This window comes from Virgibacillus dakarensis, from assembly GCF_900155625.1.
Lineage (GTDB): Bacteria > Bacillota > Bacilli > Bacillales > Amphibacillaceae > Lentibacillus_C > Lentibacillus_C populi.
The window spans coordinates 2,302,784-2,319,714 of the sequence record NZ_LT732554.1 but is presented as its reverse complement, the minus strand read 5'-3'; the positions used below and the strand labels follow the sequence as shown (position 1 = coordinate 2,319,714).

The following is a 16,931-nucleotide window of genomic DNA, read 5'->3' as shown; positions in this document are numbered from 1 at the left end:
CTCCTTCATTGGATCAATAATGTCCCAGATGGTCGTATTATGTCCCACATGGAGCAAAAAAATACACAGAAGAAATTTGGTACATTTTTATTCTATCATAAAGCAGGATAAATTCAACTTTTAGACATTATGTAGTCGTTTTAATGCATTATCCAGTGAATTGTAATTAATCTGCTCGCAGTTCAGCTCCGTTTCATTAATTTTTATATATGGAATCAATAACTGATATTCCTCCAGCCATTCATCATTCGTATAAATATCCCGTTCTTCAATCGTAAAATGGTAGTCATGCTGCAAAAGTTTCAAAAGTGCATATGCATCCTCACACAATGAACAATTTTCCTTCGTATAAAAAATTACAGGTGTCACTTGATTACCCCGCTGTTCTGTTATATATAGGTAAAAGTAATTAGCGATTATCTATCCTTATTGTGCCATATTCACGGTATTGCTACAAATATTTTAAGGGCCCGCCCTGTTTTTGGTAAAAAATGAAGTTGACGCCGGGTTTTACGTTTTTAATCAAGGGGGGTCAGTGACTTTTCGGCTATGTTCAGGGACTTTCAATGAATCTTCAGCATCTTTTAACTCCTGTTCAGCAACTTTCTGCCTAACTTCAGTACAATATCCAAAACTTCAGCATTCCTCTAAAAACATAGTGGGATTGCCAGTTTAGCGGCTAGAGTACTATTGCTCTATTTTTTAGTTTGGCTCGGTGTTATTACCAAGAACGATGCGATATTGACTTATCGTACAGATGCGGGTGTTGTACACCAGGCGCTGGAGCGGAACAGGGCCTACTCTGCCGGGAACGAAATTGAATCAAAATAAAACAAGGATGAATCAACTCCACCCTTGTTTTATTCACTAGTGTTTTACGACTTCCTGTCCTCGAACATTCCAAGTAACAGCGAATAATATAACGGCTAAAACACAAGAACCAACTAGCAGCATAAAGCCTGTATGCCAGCCTGAAAACTCCACAACATAGCCAAGTAAAGCATTAGCCATCACTGCTCCGCCTAAATAGCCAAATAAGCCAGTTAATCCAGCAGCAGTACCGGCAGCTTTTTTCGGTACAAAATCAAGCGCCTGTAACCCAATTAACATAACCGGTCCATAAATCAGGAAACCAATCCCAATTAGCGCAATGTTGTCAACCAATGGGTTTCCTGCTGGGTTTAACCAGTAGACTAAAACCGCGATCAATACGCCGGCCATAAATACAACACCAGCCGGGCCGCGACGTCCTTTGAATACTTTATCGGAAATATAGCCACATAAGAGTGTTCCTGGAATACCTGCCCACTCATACAAAAAATAGGCAACTCCGGATTCCTCCATATTAAACCCTTTTTCTTCGCTTAAGTAAGTTGGAGCCCAATCAAGCACTCCATATCGCACGAAATAAACAAATATATTTGCAACTGCTATTGCCCAGACCCATTTGTTATTTAGAACATGTTTAAACAGTATTTCTTTTGTTGTTAATTCTGTTTCAAATGTTTTCTTTGATTTGCTAGGATAATCATTCCGATGTTCCTCAATAGGAGGCAAGCCAACCGATTGTGGGGTATCCCGCATTAAGGCAAAGGCCACTATCGCAACCATGATTGCCACAATTGCCGGAAGAATGAACACACCTTCATATCCAATGTATGATGCCCCAAGATAAGTGGATATAAGTGAAACCCCAGCTATTGCCAGTGGAGCCATCAATCCTCCGCCAACATTATGTGCCACATTCCATATTGCTGTTTTACCGCCTCTTTCACTAACACTGAACCAGTGAACGAGTACTCTTCCGGATGGCGGCCAGCCCATTCCTTGAAACCATCCGTTTACAAATAGCATAATAAACATGATTGCAACAGACGATGTGAAGAAAGGAATAAATCCCATTAATAAATTAACAATAGCTGATAGCACTAGTCCAGCAGTAAGAAAATACCTTGCATTACTACGATCCGACACCGTTCCCATGACAAATTTGCTTATACCATAGGCAATCGAAATCGCCGATAATGCCAAACCCAATTCTCCTTTTGAAAATCCTTGATCCGTTAAATAAGGAATTGCCAGAGAAAAGTTTTTACGAATTAAATAGTATGCCGCATAACCGATAAAGATTCCGATAAACACCTGAAGTCTAAGCTTTTTGTATTCGGAATCAATCTTTTCCTCAGGTAACCTTTCCACTGCAGGTGCAGGTTTAAAAAAATTTAACATATAAATCCTCCCTGATGTAAACTATCCATGTGTTGTTAAAAATCCCACATAAAGCCGCTAAAAGTCCGTGTTCAAAAAGTCGCCGAATTGGGTCTTGAAGGTCGAGGCGGCGTAGCTTTGAGCACCGGAGTGTACATAAAAAGGTACATGAGGAGCGGAAAAGCAAGCGGGCGACACGATTCACCGCTTATCATTTGGTGACTTTTTGACCATCCTCTAAAAGCCATTTTTGCAATGTATTTAAGTATCATGTCCAATTGAATTAAATTTATTATCTAATCCAGTACAAACAATTATTCACCTCTCTACTTTATATTTAGATTTGAAAAGATTAACTGTAAACAGCAAAAAACCTTATACTTAAAGAAGCACCATCCATTTTAGAATGGGCTCATAAAATATAAGGCTCTCCAAATCTCCGGCACGCATTAACTTGTCATATGTATAGTAAACGTTTTCGAAAGTGCCGTCAACCTTTTTAAATGAGTGAAAAAATAGTAACTATTTCATTCCCGATTTACAATCCATATTTTCCGATAAATACTAATCCAGTCTTTGATCGCAACTATCAAACAACGGACATCCATCACATATTGGCTTGGTCCGACAAAATTGTTTCGCATGTTCAACCAGGAGTGCATGAAATTCATTATATAATACCAGATCGTTTGGCAATCTCTCCTCTACCCGCTCTCTTAATCCGTCATATGAAGTCGGTATATCATATCCCAGCCGATGAAAGATTCTTCTCACATATGCATCAGCTACAAAGATTGGTTTATCAAATGCATATAGCAGCATTACATCTGCGGTTTCCTTGCCAACCCCCTTAATACTTAATAGTTCACGCCGTAACCCTTGTCTGTTCATTTTCTTTATTTCCTCGATATCATAATGATAGGTTTTAAACCAGTCAATAAATGCTTTTATCCGTTTTGCCTTTATGTTGAAAAATCCACTTGACCTGATAAGCTCGGCAAGTTCCTCTATAGGCAAACGATCAATCATTTCCGGTTCCAAAAAGGGGGATAATTTTGTTAATGCTTTCTCAGCATTACGCCAGTTTGTATTTTGCACCAGAATCGATCCAATCATCATCTCAAAAGGAGTATCTGCCGGCCACCAATTTTGTGGACCATAATGATTGAACAGCGTTTCATAAATTACCTGATAACTTCGCTGCATTTTAAACCTCCATCACAAATCTAGTAAATTTGGAACAGCACCATTCAACTTTTCAATCTCCAGTAATTTTTCTTTCATTGGAACCTCCACGATAGCCAGCCATCTTGCTATCTCTCCCCTTGACCGGAGCATGGCTTTTAAATGTTCCAGACTGAAGGAATTTTTTGTGCAAAAGTTTGATCCATTTTTTGTGTCGTTCCATCAATGCCCCTGATTGTGGAAAAGATTGCTTAAATACATTGCTGTTTCCAAATGTTTAGTTTGAAATTGGCTCGGTGTAAGTCCAGTGCTACGCTTAAACGCATTGTAAAAACTAGAAATACTTTGGTATCCTATTTGATAGCCAATCTCTGTGTTGTTTAATCTCGTTGTTAATAGAAGCTCTTTTGCCTTCCTGATTCTGACTTTCTCCAAATACATACGCGGCGTATACCCGGTCCTTTTACGAAAGATCCGATTTAAATGGAAACAGCTGACTCCTACCTCTGCTGCCATATCATTTAAATGAATGTTTTTCCAAAAGTTATTTTTAATCATCTCTTTAGTGTCTTCTATTATGGATTTGATTGGGTCATAATTTATTAATTTCAAATCGGGTCGACATCTTTTACAAGGACGATATCCTGCTTTTTGGGCTTCGACAGCATTTGAAAAAAAAGATACATTATTATACTTAGGAGTTTTGGACCTGCATGATGGTCGACAAAAAACACCTGTTGTCTTTATCGCATAAAAAAATTTCCCATCATATTCAGGGTTACATGCAACTGTTGCATCCCACATTATAGCTTTAGAAATATTACTTATTTCTTTCATTTGCCTTTTCACCCCTACGGAAAAATAATTTTACCAAAAAACATGTAAATGACGTACAATGCGACTACTATCACTGGAACAAGAATATACAATTGGAAAAACGGTAAAACAAGTAAACATAAAATGAATGATACTAATGAGGCCAACCACGCTAACGTTTTCTTCTTAAACAATTTAATACCAGCGCCCATAGATAAAATATAGACTAAAATCCCTAGAGAAGTCGGGATAAATAAAATATCATTAAATGTTAGTGAAAGTATTTCTGTAGTTAAAACACCGGCTACTGCAAAGCAGATGACAAATAAAACCATCCGTCTCGGAATCCCAGTAGTTGCATGCAATTTTGAAAATACTTTTGGAAAAGATCCCTCCCTGCTTAAAGAATACCCTAATTGAGTTAGACTAGCTACAAACGCGTTCGCTGTCCCTGTACAAATAATAACTGCCAAAACAGCCGTAATAACTTTGGCACCTATTCCCACTGTATCCCCCATAATAACACCAATAGGAGATAGGTTACTTTCTTCACTACCATATGTTGCGGTTCCTATGGTGACAAAACTTAAGGACAAAAACAATATACCAATGACGATCACACTAACAAAGGTACCTTTTATAATATCCTTGTCAGGCTTTTTAAATTGATGTGCCAGACTGCAAATCGCCTCCCACCCAAAAAATGACCAAAAAATAGCCGTTATAGCACTTCCGACTGAAAACCATCCATTAGGTACAAAAGGGATAAAGTTTTGCCATTGAATACTTGGTAATGACAAAAATACAGCAAGTAGTAAGAGAACAAGTAAGCAGGTACTTAAAATCAATGCAATATTACCACTTACATTCATCCCGTAAAAATTAGAAATGCCTGCGATAGCTAAAATAAAAACGGCAATAAGGTTTGTTTCAAAATGAGAGAATCCAAATGCCTGACTGACATAAAAGGCACCGGTTAAGGAAACTATTGTTTGACCTACCGCTGCTGTTATAAAATAAAACCACCCAACAATGTTACCAATGTGATATCCAAAAGAATTTCTAACAAAGGTTGCAGCACCACCAGCATCTGGATATTTACGGGCTAAATTCGCAAATGAATAAGCAAGTGGAAAATTGATTACTATCACGATGATCCAGGATACAATGGACGCTGGACCTGCCATTGAGGCCGTAACTCCTGATAAAAACAGAACCCCTGACCCTAAAATAGCTGCAATGTATAAAGCAATACCTTGAAATAATCCAATCGATTTATTCTCCATAACTTCACCCCTGTTCTACATTTACTGTACCAACCAAGGGGTAAGAAATTCTTCTTGTTTTTTGCGGTTAAATTTATAAAAAAGATGAAATTCAAAGTATCTCGAATAGGGTTTAAAAAACAAGATCGCAAAAGTTTTTTATTATGTACTAAATATTTGCCAGAACAGAAAAGTAAGTATCCGCCGGTTCTACCGGCGGATACTTACTTTCTCTGAATCGGGGAGGTTAATTCCCCGCCCACTTCAACTTTTCCAAAAAACATTGATGCTGGTCTAACATAGATTACCCCCAATATGATCACTGCAAGGTTTAGGGCTTGTGGCTTTAGCCATGGGAGTTGCAAGAATACATTAATCCAATTATAACTCCAAAGGTAAAATACGAATTATTTATTAAACAAAATCATTTCACAAAAAAGAAGGAGAATTTACAAAATAATAGAATTATATATATATATAAATGGTAAAAAGGTGGTGAGTTGGAATAATTTCGTAGTTTAGAAGTCTTACAAAATATTTTAAATGGAGGATCTATTTATGAGAAAGAAGTTTATTTATTTGTTTTTATTAGTTGGTATTATTATTTTCGCTCTTCCAATTTCTATTTCTGCTGAGGAAGGTAATACCAACCAAAACGACATGATAACATTGGATGGAGAAGTAATTAAATTTGAAGACTATAAAGACAAAGTTAAAACAGACACTATTACCAACATAGAACCTACTGAGCCTAAATACAATAACCCTTTTGAAACAAAATATTTAAATAAAAATAATTATAAAGCAATGGAAAATCAAACTATTGGTATTTCAAATACGATAAATGAAATAATCCCATTTGCTGTAATTGGTACTGATGGAAGAGAAAAGGTTAATGATACTGACGTGATGCCATACAGAGCAATCTCGTTCATCTCTTTAACATTTGAGAATGAGGGATCTGGTACTTGTACTGGCACAGTAGTTGCTAGAGATTTAATTCTCACAAATGCTCATTGTCTTGATAATGAAGATAATGGAAATGCCGTTAGTTCTACTGTCTACCCTGCAGTTTATGATAGTCATTATAGTTACGGTGCATGGCAAATGGAAGAAGCGTATATCCCGAGAGGTTGGTCTGAAAATCGCGATATAAAATATGATTATGCAGTAATAAAGGTAGAACCCCTAGGTGATCTTCATGTAGGAGAAATTACTGGGACACTTGGTATGACAGACCAAAATTTGAATTCTGAGACCGTTAGTGTTTATGGATACCCAGGAGATTTGATGGCAGAGGATGGTCAGATTTCTCAATGGGGCATGTCTAGTTCTGTTTACGACTGGAATCAGAATATGGTCTATTATACACTTGATACAAATAATGGACAATCAGGTTCTCCTGTGTTAAATACTAATAACGAAGTTGTCGGGGTGCATAGGGGTAGTTGGGTTGATGCAGATAGAGAACCTATTTACAATGGTGGGCCAAAAGCTAACGATGAACTAATAACTTTTGTACTCACAATAGCGCCATAGTGTAAATTTCTTAGATAAAATAGAACCTCGTAACATTTTACGGGGTTCTATTTACAAATCAATATCTCCTAACTTATTATGTGAATAACAATATATTTTGGAGGCTTTAAATCTTGTTAAATAAAAGCATCTTTTGTTGCTATTTGTTAATATTAAATATTTTTATTGTGGGTTGCACTAACAATGAAACCAATCAGGAAGAATTAGGTCAAGATGTCACTCCAAGTGATTCACTACAGAAAGAATCAGCTGAAGTTGGGTATGTAATACAAAAGAAGGAGACTACCTTTTTATTTGCACCTACTTGGCAAAAGGATCTGTTGGAAAAATATGAGCAGGGTGAGTTAGGAAAAAACTATCCAGATGCCATATATGTGAATTTATCAGATATAGATCTTAATTTAAATGAGATAGAAGTAGGTCAACCAATACGAGTATGGTTTGATAGTACTGTAGAGAGTATTCCTCCTAGTGGACATGCTGTTAAGGTTGAAATTATGGAAAAATAAGTAGCCCCATCAAACTAAGGACGGGGCTTATTTTTATTTAAACTACTTTTCACATCGAATACGTCTTCTTTGTCGATTACTCCGAAAAACTCCTTCCAATGCCTGCGATACTCTTTTAGGGTCCTATCGATGTAGCTCTCCACCTTAAATATCCGTGCTATGTCGTCCATAGCTTTCTCGTAATGCAGACTACGGCGACTTATTTCATGCTTGATTCCGGTTTCCCGACGCTTCACAACTCCGTACCGTCTAAAATTGGACACAAAAAAACCTCCCAGTAAATTTAATTACCGAGAGGCATAGCGGTCTGCTATTGATTAACGATAGATACGACGTAAACGCATATAGAATGAACTGTTCGCGTATTATTTCGGTAGAGACGTTTTTATGAAACCGTGTCATTCGTTCAACCAACGCTTACGATTTCGCCTTAAAATTTCGTGTCTCTTTACCGTCATATCAACGTTTATAACGTGTAAGCGCGCCCGGAGGGATTCGAACCCCCGGCAGACTTGGTACCGGAAACCAACGCTCTATCCAGCTGAGCTACGGGCGCATACTAAAATCCAAATCACGCACATATGCTATTATAACGCCACACCTTATTAGATACAAGCCTTTTTTTCAATTTCACGCTTTACAAGGTAATTTTATTTTTTTGAGAAAAAAGAGAAAAATATCAAATTAGGAATAAAGGCATGTATAATATATGTCAATTCAAAAGAGTCAATTTACTTCACGACAAAGGAGGATATTATGGAAACGGAATTACCGCTCCTGCAGATCAATAATTTACATACACATTTTTTTACGAAGTCTGGTGTGGTTAAAGCCGTCGATGGTGTTGACCTGACTATTAAACCTGGGGAAACACTCGGAATCGTTGGTGAATCAGGATCAGGCAAAAGTATAACTGCAATGTCCATTCTCGGTTTAGTTCCTTCTCCACCTGGCAGAATTGTTGATGGCGAAATCTATTATAATGGAGAAAATCTTCTCCAAAAAACAGAGAAACAAATGCGCAAGATTCGCGGAAAAGATATTGCTATGGTTTTCCAGGATCCAATGACATCACTAAATCCGGTTTTCACCGTGGAAAAACAAATGATTGAAACCATTTTGGCACACGAAAATATCAACAAAAAACAGGCAAAGGAACGTGCAGTTGAATTATTGGATTTAGTTGGAATTCCTGACTCAAGAAAACGTATAAAAAATTACCCACACGAATTTAGTGGTGGCATGCGTCAGCGTGTTATGATCGCGATGGCCTTATCGTGCAACCCTTCCCTGCTTATTGCAGATGAACCTACAACCGCATTGGACGTCACTATCCAAGCGCAAATCCTGGAACTTTTTAAAAAAATGCAGCAGGAGCTTGATATGGCGATTATCATGATTACCCATGATCTGGGCGTCGTTGCGGAGGTCTGTGATCGGGTAATGGTGATGTATGCCGGTAAGCCGGTAGAATTTACCGAGACTAATAAATTGTTTGATCAAGGAAAACACCCCTATACACTAGGTTTGATGAACTCCATACCTAAAATAACAGCCGAGAAGCAGAAACTGGAAGCGATCCACGGAAGTCCGCCAGATTTACGAGCATTACCAAAGGGCTGCAGTTTTGCACCTCGGTGTAAGCATGTAATGGAGAGCTGTTTAACGATTGACCCTGATTTAAAACCAATCGATGACGGTCATCTTGTTCGTTGTTTGCTTTACGAGGAATCGAAAAAGGCGGTATCAACATGAGTACATTATTAGAAGTGAAAAATTTAAAAAAGCATTTCCCGCTAAAAAGTAAAAAACTATTTGCCAAGGATAAACCTGTACTAAAGGCTGTTGACGGTGTTTCTTTTTCCGTCCAGGCCGGGGAGACATTAGGGCTTGTAGGGGAGAGTGGATGTGGGAAATCAACAGCCGGACGAAGCATTCTAAAACTGTTAGAACCGACGGATGGCGAGATCCATTTCAAAGGAGAAAATATTGCAACATTTCATGGTGAAAAATTGCGAAAGCTCCGCAAAGACATGCAAATTATTTTTCAGGATCCGTATGCTTCTCTCAACCCGAGAAAGACGATTGAACAAACGATTACGGAGCCGATGAAAATATTTAATATCCCCAAAGAGGAGCGTACGAAAAAATTAGCCCGTTTGCTTGATGTCGTTGGCCTAAGTTCGTACCATAAGCAACGCTATCCGCACGAGTTTAGTGGCGGGCAGCGCCAGCGGATTGGTATTGCCCGTGCACTCGCATTAGATCCGGAACTGGTTATTTGTGATGAGCCTGTTTCAGCATTGGACGTTTCCATTCAGGCACAGGTTATTAATTTAATGGAAGAGCTGCAGGAAGAATTTAATCTTACATACATTTTCATTGCACACGACCTAAGCGTTGTCCATCATATTAGCGACCGCGTTGCTGTGATGTACCTTGGTGAACTTGTAGAAATCGGCGACGTTCACGAGCTGTACCAAAATCCGAAACACCCATATACACAAGCATTATTATCCGCCGTTCCAGAGGCCAATCCACATCACGACAAACAGCGAATTATTTTATCTGGTGACCTTCCCTCACCGGCAAATCCGCCACAGGGATGCAAATTTCATACAAGATGCCCATTTGCTGAAGCAATATGCCGTACAGAGGAGCCACAGCTCAAAAAAGTTTCGGCGACTGGACAAATGGCCGCATGTCACTTCGTTGAGGAAGTCGAGGAAGTTGAGGAGGTGGTAAATTCTTAATCGACACGACGGTTCATTATTTACTAGAATACTAATTTCCAAGGGGGAACTATTTTGAGAAAGCGTAATTTATTATCACTGTTTACCTTGCTTTTATTTTTCGTACTAGTTGTCAGTGCCTGCAGCAGTAATTCAAGTTCATCGAATAGTAATGGAACTGACAAAAGTGATGGAAGTACAGAAACGGAAAAAACAGATGGCGAGAAAACACTAATCTTCGGGCGTGGCGCTGATTCCATTCAATTGGATCCATCAAAAATAACAGATGGCGAATCGATTTACGTAACCAATCAAATCTATGATACATTAGTACGCTATAAAGAAGAAAATACAGAGGTAAGACCTGCCCTCGCAACAGAATGGAATGTTTCGGATGACGGTTTAACCTGGACTTTCCAACTGCGTGACGATGTAAAATTCCATGATGGCAATGACTTTTCTGCTGAGGATGTTGTCTATAATTTCGAACGCTGGGCAACATCAGCCGAATTTATTTACTATGGCTACATGTTTGGTGCTTCGGAGGATGATCTTGGCGGGATTATTGAAAAGGTGGAAGCAACCGGTGATTACGAGGTTACGATTACATTGTCCGAACCAAATGCTCCATTCCTGCAAACACTAGCGATGCCACCGTTCGGTATTGCAAGTCCAGAGGCGGTCGAAAAATATGGGGAAGATTATTTTAAAAACCCGGTCGGAACAGGTCCATTCGTGTTTGATGAGTGGGTTCCTGATGACAGTATTACTGTTACGAAAAACGACGACTACTTTGGTGAGGTTGCCAATGTAGAGAAAGTAATTTTCCGTACAATCCCTGATAATGGTGCCAGATTTATGGAACTTCAGTCTGGATCGATTGATATGATGACAGGGTTAAACCCACAGGATATTCAAACGGCAGAGGATGACGAAAACCTGCAGATTATCCGCAGACCGTCAATGAATGTGAGCTATCTGGCAATGAACACGGAAAAAGAAGGTCCAATGTCCGAAAAATTAGTTCGACAAGCCATTAATTTAGCAATTGACAAAGAAAAGCTCATTACATTATATGAAGGTATTGGCAAGCCAGCCAAAAACCCGCTTCCACCTTCATTATGGGGATACAATGACGATATTGAAGACTATGGCTATGATGTCGAGGAAGCAAAGAAACTATTGGCCGAGGCTGGATATGCGGATGGTTTTGATACCAACCTTTATATTTTCTCAAATCCAAGAGACTATATGCCGCAGCCAAAAGTAACCGCCCAGGCAATTCAAGAAATGCTCAAGGAAGTAAACATCAACGTAGAAATCGTTGAAAATGACTGGGATACCCACTTGGCAGCAACCGAAAACGGCGAACATGATATGGCGTTCCTGGGCTGGACAGGTGATAATGGTGACCCGGATAACTTCTTATATGTATTGCTGGACAAAGATAATGCAAAAATGGGTTCAGCCGGTAATATTGCATTTTACAAGAGTGATGAGCTTCATGACTTGTTAAAACAAGCGCAAACGGAAATGGATCAAGAGAAACGTACAGAGCTTTATTTACAAGCACAGGAGCTTATTCACGAAGATGCGCCATGGTTCCCAATTGCTCATACAACACCTCCAATTGCAGCAAGTAAAAAGGTCGTTGATTATGTACCACATGCAACAGGCAGTGAACCATTTAATTTACTGAACATTAAATAGCAGCTTACCGACATTTTAATTGGTGTTAATAGTTATTTCCCTTAAGAGGAGGTTCAAACAGTCAGCAAATAATAAGCGGCGACTGTTTGAACACATTTTATGGAGAATCAATCCAAGAATTGGCAATTTCTTCACCATGGTATTAGCCGGTTCTTGGATATAACTGCACTAAACGGAGGAATCAAATCATGCTTAAATACATTGTACAAAGACTATTGATGCTTATCCCCGTGCTAATCGGTGTCTCCATTCTTACTTTTTCTCTCATTCATCTTATCCCAGGTGACCCGGCAAGAAGTATGCTTGGGGAAAAAGCAACGGAGGCACAGCTTGAATCATTACGTGCTGAGCTGGGGTTGAATGATCCGTATATCATCCAATATGGGCGGTTTATCGGAGATATCCTTCAGGGTGATTTAGGTGAATCCGTCCAGTCAAAAGAGAATATTGGATATGAACTATTACATAAACTTCCGGCAACAATCGAATTAACGATCTTTGCCATGATTCTAGCAATAGTGATTGGTATTTTTGCAGGGGTAATTGCCGCTGTTAAACAATATTCCTGGTTTGACAATATTAGTATGACCGGCGCATTGTTTGGTGTATCTTTACCAATATTCTGGCTTGGTTTAATGATGATTTGGCTGCTCTCGGTCAAGTTAAATATCCTGCCTCCTTCAGGACGATTAACAGCAGGGATCAAACTGGATACGATAACAAACTTTTATTTATTGGACAGCATCCTAACCGGAAACTGGTCAGCCTTTAAAGACGCATTCTCCCACCTGTTAATGCCTGGACTTGCACTTGGAACGATTCCAATGGCGATTATCGCCCGGATGACCCGTTCCAGTATGCTGGAAGTGATGCGGCAGGATTTTATCCGGACAGCGAGTGCAAAAGGGTTGAAGAAGCATCTGGTTGTTTTTCAACATGCATTAAAAAACGCTTTCCTGCCTGTGTTAACAGTTATAGGATTGCAATTCGGTTTACTGCTGGGCGGAGCCGTCTTAACGGAGACAATTTTTTCATGGCCAGGGGTTGGGCGTTATGTATACCTTGCTGTTCTTGGTCGGGATTATCCGGTTGTACAAAGCACAATATTAATGATTGCGACAATATTTGTTTTGGTTAACCTGCTTACGGACATCCTTTATAAATATGTAGATCCAAGGATTAGATTCGATTGATGACACATACAGCAGCGTTTCAGAGTTAAAAACTACCAGGAAAGGATGTGCAACATATGTCACTTCAGCCAAACCCGATACCTGATCCAGACGCCACCAGGGTCGATGAGTCTATCCAACCCAAGTCAAGCAGGTTATGGGTAGATTCATTAATAAGAATCATTAAAAGCAAAACATCCTTCATTGGATTGTGTATTATTTTAATTTTAATTTTAACGGCGATATTCGCACCGATGATTGCCACCCATAACCCAATAGAACAAAATATTATTGACCGGTATCAGGCACCATCATCCGATCATTTGCTCGGAACCGATGAACTTGGGCGGGATATTTTCAGCCGGATTGTCCATGGCTCCCGTATTTCGATTCAAATCGGGGTTATTGCAGTAGGTATTGCTTTGATCGTTGGTGTTCTCCTAGGAGGGATTGCTGGATATTTTGGGCGCTGGGTTGATCAGATCATTATGCGAATAATTGATATTATGATGGCTTTTCCCAGTATTCTGCTGGCAATAGCGCTTGTAGCTGTTCTCGGTCCCAGTTTACGGAATGCGATGATTGCTGTCGGGATTGTCGGTGTTCCGCAATTTGCCAGAATTGTCCGATCGGCGGTGCTGTCCGTTAAAGAAACGGAATACGTGGAAGCGGCACGTGCAATTGGTGCAAAACATGGAAGAGTATTAATGCAGCACGTTCTCCCTAATTGCCTTGCCCCGATTATTGTTCAAACAACACTTAGCATTGGTACAGCAATTTTGGATGCAGCCGGCTTAAGTTTTTTGGGGCTTGGCGCACAGCCACCAACACCGGAATGGGGAGCAATGCTCAGTGATGGACGTGCAGCTTTGCAAAATGCACCGTGGGTTGTTGCATTTCCAGGAATCGCCATTTTCTTTGTTGTGCTTGGTTTCAACCTTTTCGGTGATGGATTACGTGATGCACTGGATCCAAGATTAAAACAATAATGACATTTCAGATAGTACTATTGTATGATAGAAGGTGAAGCAATCGCTTTGCCTTTTTTATTTGAAAAAATAATTCATGTAACGGGGGTGAGTAAATGAAAAAATATATTCCGGTATTTATATGTATCATGTTGGCCTTCATCTTATTATGTACAACCATCCGTTCTTCCCCGAGTAAGCCTATTAACTCCTATCCTAATTTGCCGGCACCGATTGGCGGGGAAAAAATTTTAATTACATCGGCCGGCCAGGCTGCAGAAGGAACAATTCTGTTAAAAATCGCAGAGAACCTCAATCTGGAAGCGGACTATCGGCCAAGAGCACTAGCAACAGATCTATATGATTATGCAAGCGTTGTGATCGTCCTTGGATACAGTGCCAACGGTATAGCCCATACACCAAGATCATTTGCAGAAGAATTGACACGAACAGATCAGCTCGTCGAAGAAGCAGAACATATGAATTTACCTGTTGTACTCGTCGATCTTTCCGGTGAACAACGTGAGAATGACGAAACGGAGAAGTTATTTGTGCAGATCGTTCCTTTTGCCGATTATTACATTGGATTAAAAAATGTAAAGCACCCGGACAAACTGCTTACCACATTGAAAAAACACCATGTACCTGCGACGCTTGTTACCCGGTTGGATGATTTGTCCACCCCATTTAATTCAGCATTCCGTTAGCAAATGAGGGTAATCCTTTGCTCATCAAAGCTTTCCAATAGTTTTAATGACTGCCCTCGGAAAGGAATTTATCATGTCCAAAGAAAAGAATTATTCCCTTATAGGTTTTCTGGGTTTGCTTTTACTTATATACGGCGAGATGTTTCCAACATTTATCACAAACTGGTCATTATACATCATCGATAATTTAAACAACAGTATTATGTTACTTGATAGTGGACAGCTTCTAGTGACGGCATTCGCGTATATTGCAAAATACGTGCTTATTTCCTTTTTTATTTATTTTGGAGCAATGCTTTTTGCCCTCGCCCTTTCCAGAGATTTGAAATCGATCACATTTTCTTTAGGCTTTATCGGTTTAACAATGGCAGCAATGATCCTGTTTAATCAAGTTTACAATGAGCATTTTTCCTATCTTGGCCATATCGTAACGGTTGGAGCTATCTCACTGCTCCAGCTTTACATACCGAAGCAAAAGTACTTTTATTTTATTTTTTCGCTTATCCTGTTTTTCATTTTAATGGCAAGTAGTTGGTTGCAGCTTATTCCAGGACTTTCACATCTCGGGTTCGGTACAAACGATATTGCGGTCAGCATTAAAATTGCCGACAGCTATTTCACCGAAAATAAATTATTCAATACACTAGCAACGATCTTTTTTACAGCTTTCCTCACTATTGCGGTCATTTTAAGCTTATTAGTCCATTTGGTAAATAAACAAGTTTACACCTTGAAAAAATATCAGCAACAGGAGGAAGAGTTAAAGGAAACACGGATCGCCCTTATCGAATCAAGTGTCTATCAGGAAATAAATACATTGGTGCACGATCTGAAAACACCACTGGTAACGGTGGAAGGATTAACCTCATTAATCCAGTTAAAAATGCAGCCACTGGAAAATGACGATTTGCAGGAATATTTTAATCGGATGGATAAATCACTGCTGAAAATGAAGGACATGATTGCAGAAATTTTATCTGAAAATATCAAACAGGAAATTTCCATTCAGGAATTATTGGAATATGTAACAAGTCATCTCGATTTAAATGAACAACAAATTGATCTCGGCATTGACATCGAGGAAAATTTACCACCAATTTATATAAACAAAATACGTTTTTCCCGGGCAATCTCCAATATTTTAGAAAATGCGATTACTTCTTTTGCTGGAAAAGCAGGATATATCCACATCTATGTCAAAAGAATAGATAACGGTATTTTACTTCGTGTTCAGGATAATGGTCCAGGCATCAAAACATCCCATTTAAGAAATATATGGGAGGACGGCTTCAGCACAAAGAATTCTTCCGGTATCGGACTATCTTTCGTTAAAAAAGTAGTAGAAAATCATCATGGAAGCATCTCAGTGAACAGCATCCCCGGAAGCCATACGCAAATGAATATTATGCTGCCCATCCAAAAAGAAGGTGAACAAAGAAATGAGCACAACCATTCTTATCGTTGATGATAATGAAGCTATTCGTTTTACATTAAAAGAAATTTGCAAGTTTGCTGAATGGAAGGTATTAGAAGCAGCGACAGGTAAACAAGCGGCGGAATTATTTGCAAAAATGGACCCGGATCTGGTATTGCTGGATTATCATATGCCCGATTGGGATGGAGTTAAAACAACAAAAGAAATACGAAAGCTCAATCAGACAGTTCCGATTATCATTTTAACAGTTGACGAACGGCAGGAGATCGCCAACACATTTCTGAATGCCGGGGCAACTGATTTTGCGTTAAAACCAATTAAAGCTCCAGACCTGTTATCACGAATCCGGATTAATTTAAAAATCGGCAGGCTAATAGGGGGTAAAGACAATGTGTTTGTTGATAAAGGGATAAACCAGGCAACTTTAATGTCCATTAAAAATTATTTGTTCCAGCAAGAAAGACCTTTGACCATCAATCAGATTCAAAACGAATTGCCTGTTGCATATCAAACGGTGCACCGCTACCTTAACTACCTGGAGGGAAAAGGTGAAGTTGAAGTGATATCCCAATACGGTAAAAAAGGCCGACCAAAAAATACATACAAACTTATATGATGGAATATAGTTTATATTCCATAAAAGAGGGTATGATGGAAAGTGTATTCTTTCGGTCATGTCGGGCAA

The 16,931-nt window shown here is 39.2% G+C and carries 17 protein-coding genes and 1 tRNA gene; 11 read left to right on the top strand and 7 right to left on the bottom strand.

Annotated features, from left to right (window positions below):
• Positions 1-120 precede the first annotated feature (120 nt).
• Positions 121-369 (bottom strand): glutaredoxin family protein, encoded by a 249-nt coding sequence (locus CZ382_RS20605; RefSeq protein WP_088053009.1) that lies wholly within the window; start codon positions 367-369, stop codon positions 121-123.
• A 321-nt stretch (positions 370-690) separates the two neighbouring features.
• Between CZ382_RS20605 and CZ382_RS23840 the strand changes: the two genes are divergently transcribed.
• Complete coding sequence (locus CZ382_RS23840; RefSeq protein WP_159457852.1) at positions 691-831, top strand: hypothetical protein; 141 nt, start codon at positions 691-693, stop codon at positions 829-831.
• Between the two features lie 36 nt (positions 832-867).
• Here the strand turns inward: CZ382_RS23840 and glpT are convergent, their stop codons facing one another.
• From glpT to CZ382_RS20585, 4 genes are all read right to left on the bottom strand, one after another.
• On the bottom strand, positions 868-2,229 hold the full coding sequence (gene glpT, locus CZ382_RS20600) for a glycerol-3-phosphate transporter (RefSeq protein ID WP_088053008.1): 1,362 nt from the start codon (positions 2,227-2,229) through the stop codon (positions 868-870).
• A 543-nt stretch (positions 2,230-2,772) separates the two neighbouring features.
• Positions 2,773-3,414, bottom strand: a complete 642-nt coding sequence (locus tag CZ382_RS20595) for an endonuclease III domain-containing protein (protein ID WP_088053007.1) — start codon at positions 3,412-3,414, stop codon at positions 2,773-2,775.
• Positions 3,415-3,615: 201 nt separating this feature from the next.
• The gene (locus CZ382_RS20590) at positions 3,616-4,230 is read right to left on the bottom strand and encodes a bifunctional transcriptional activator/DNA repair enzyme AdaA (protein WP_088053006.1); all 615 of its coding nucleotides are present in this window, start codon (positions 4,228-4,230) and stop codon (positions 3,616-3,618) included.
• 14 nt (positions 4,231-4,244) lie between these two features.
• Positions 4,245-5,495, bottom strand: coding sequence for an APC family permease (locus CZ382_RS20585; protein WP_088053005.1), 1,251 nt, complete (start codon positions 5,493-5,495; stop codon positions 4,245-4,247).
• Between the two features lie 537 nt (positions 5,496-6,032).
• Between CZ382_RS20585 and CZ382_RS20580 the strand changes: the two genes are divergently transcribed.
• Positions 6,033-7,013 (top strand): trypsin-like serine peptidase, encoded by a 981-nt coding sequence (locus CZ382_RS20580; protein ID WP_159457851.1) that lies wholly within the window; start codon positions 6,033-6,035, stop codon positions 7,011-7,013.
• Between the two features lie 113 nt (positions 7,014-7,126).
• Positions 7,127-7,522, top strand: a complete 396-nt coding sequence (locus CZ382_RS20575; RefSeq protein WP_159457850.1) for a DUF3221 domain-containing protein — start codon at positions 7,127-7,129, stop codon at positions 7,520-7,522.
• Between the two features lie 14 nt (positions 7,523-7,536).
• On the opposite strand, the gene CZ382_RS20570 is transcribed toward CZ382_RS20575, so the two are convergent.
• Together CZ382_RS20570 and CZ382_RS20565 are read right to left on the bottom strand one after the other, a co-directional pair.
• Positions 7,537-7,785, bottom strand: coding sequence for a hypothetical protein (locus CZ382_RS20570; protein WP_088053002.1), 249 nt, complete (start codon positions 7,783-7,785; stop codon positions 7,537-7,539).
• A 217-nt stretch (positions 7,786-8,002) separates the two neighbouring features.
• Positions 8,003-8,078: transfer RNA gene (locus CZ382_RS20565), tRNA-Arg, on the bottom strand.
• Positions 8,079-8,278: 200 nt separating this feature from the next.
• Here CZ382_RS20565 and CZ382_RS20560 point away from each other — a divergent pair.
• The 8 genes from CZ382_RS20560 (at position 8,279) to CZ382_RS20525 (ending at position 16,862) form a co-directional block, all read left to right on the top strand.
• Positions 8,279-9,277, top strand: a complete 999-nt coding sequence (locus CZ382_RS20560) for an ABC transporter ATP-binding protein (protein ID WP_088053001.1) — start codon at positions 8,279-8,281, stop codon at positions 9,275-9,277.
• Positions 9,274-10,275 carry an ABC transporter ATP-binding protein gene (locus tag CZ382_RS20555; protein ID WP_088053000.1) on the top strand — a complete coding sequence of 334 codons (1,002 nt, stop codon included), beginning with the start codon at positions 9,274-9,276 and terminating at the stop codon, positions 10,273-10,275. Before CZ382_RS20560 ends, CZ382_RS20555 begins: the two co-directional genes overlap by 4 nt.
• A 54-nt stretch (positions 10,276-10,329) precedes the next feature.
• On the top strand, positions 10,330-11,964 hold the full coding sequence (locus CZ382_RS20550; RefSeq protein ID WP_088052999.1) for an ABC transporter substrate-binding protein: 1,635 nt from the start codon (positions 10,330-10,332) through the stop codon (positions 11,962-11,964).
• Between the two features lie 188 nt (positions 11,965-12,152).
• On the top strand, positions 12,153-13,157 hold the full coding sequence (locus CZ382_RS20545) for an ABC transporter permease (protein WP_088052998.1): 1,005 nt from the start codon (positions 12,153-12,155) through the stop codon (positions 13,155-13,157).
• Between the two features lie 56 nt (positions 13,158-13,213).
• Positions 13,214-14,125: a nickel transporter permease gene (gene nikC / locus CZ382_RS20540; protein WP_088052997.1), complete on the top strand. Its 912-nt coding sequence runs from the start codon at positions 13,214-13,216 to the stop codon at positions 14,123-14,125.
• 95 nt (positions 14,126-14,220) lie between these two features.
• Positions 14,221-14,811, top strand: coding sequence for a DUF6305 family protein (locus CZ382_RS20535; RefSeq protein ID WP_088052996.1), 591 nt, complete (start codon positions 14,221-14,223; stop codon positions 14,809-14,811).
• Between the two features lie 73 nt (positions 14,812-14,884).
• Positions 14,885-16,276 carry a sensor histidine kinase gene (locus CZ382_RS20530; RefSeq protein ID WP_159457849.1) on the top strand — a complete coding sequence of 464 codons (1,392 nt, stop codon included), beginning with the start codon at positions 14,885-14,887 and terminating at the stop codon, positions 16,274-16,276.
• Positions 16,251-16,862 (top strand): response regulator, encoded by a 612-nt coding sequence (locus CZ382_RS20525; RefSeq protein ID WP_088052994.1) that lies wholly within the window; start codon positions 16,251-16,253, stop codon positions 16,860-16,862. Before CZ382_RS20530 ends, CZ382_RS20525 begins: the two co-directional genes overlap by 26 nt.
• Positions 16,863-16,931: the final 69 nt, after the last annotated feature.